This is a genomic window from Mycobacterium sp. E796, from assembly GCF_001672815.1.
In the GTDB taxonomy this organism is placed as follows: Bacteria; Actinomycetota; Actinomycetes; order Mycobacteriales; family Mycobacteriaceae; genus Mycobacterium.
Window position 1 is genome coordinate 1 of the sequence record NZ_LZKK01000133.1, and the last position, 585, is coordinate 585.

The 585-nt window shown below is 69.4% G+C and carries 2 pseudogenes; one reads left to right on the forward strand and one right to left on the reverse strand.

The features are described from left to right. Positions 1-351: pseudogene (locus A5706_RS10395) on the forward strand (hypothetical protein); the annotation flags it as partial. Between the two features lie 17 nt (positions 352-368). On the opposite strand, the pseudogene A5706_RS10400 reads toward A5706_RS10395, so the two are convergent. Further along, a pseudogene (locus tag A5706_RS10400) lies at positions 369-585 on the reverse strand (hypothetical protein); the annotation flags it as partial.

Below are 585 nucleotides of genomic sequence, written 5' to 3' on the forward strand. Positions count from 1 at the left end.
CCGCACGACGGCGCGTTCACCGCGGCGCGGCTGGCCAAGGACCAGGGCGTGCCCATCTCGACGATCTCGTTCGGCACCAAGGGCGGGGAGATCGAGATGGACGGGCAGCGGGTCGCCGTCCCGGTGTCGACCGACCAGACGCTGCAGGAGATCACCAAGATCACCGACGGCCAGGCGTTCCACGCCGACAGCCTGGAATCGCTGGAGAGCGTCTATTCGACCCTGCAGCGCCAGATCGGCTATCAGACCGTCAAGGGCGACGCCAGCCTGGCCTGGATGCTGCTCGGCGCGGTGCTGCTGGCCGGCGCCGTCCTGGCCGGAGAGTTCCTGAACCGGCGGCTGCCCGCCTAAGCGGTCAGACGGCAGCGTCAGATCGGCAGGCGCCGGTTGATCAGCAGGCCCAGCGCCGCCGCGATCAGCGCGACGACGACGCCCAGGCGCAGCCAGCCGGCGCTGCCGGGGCCGGGCACCGTGCGGAACCCGATGTCGTTCTCGATGGCGTTGTAGCTCTTGTTCAGCTCGCTGATGTTGGTGGCGGTGTAGGACTGCCCGCCGGATAGCTGGGCGATCTTGCGCATCTGGTCG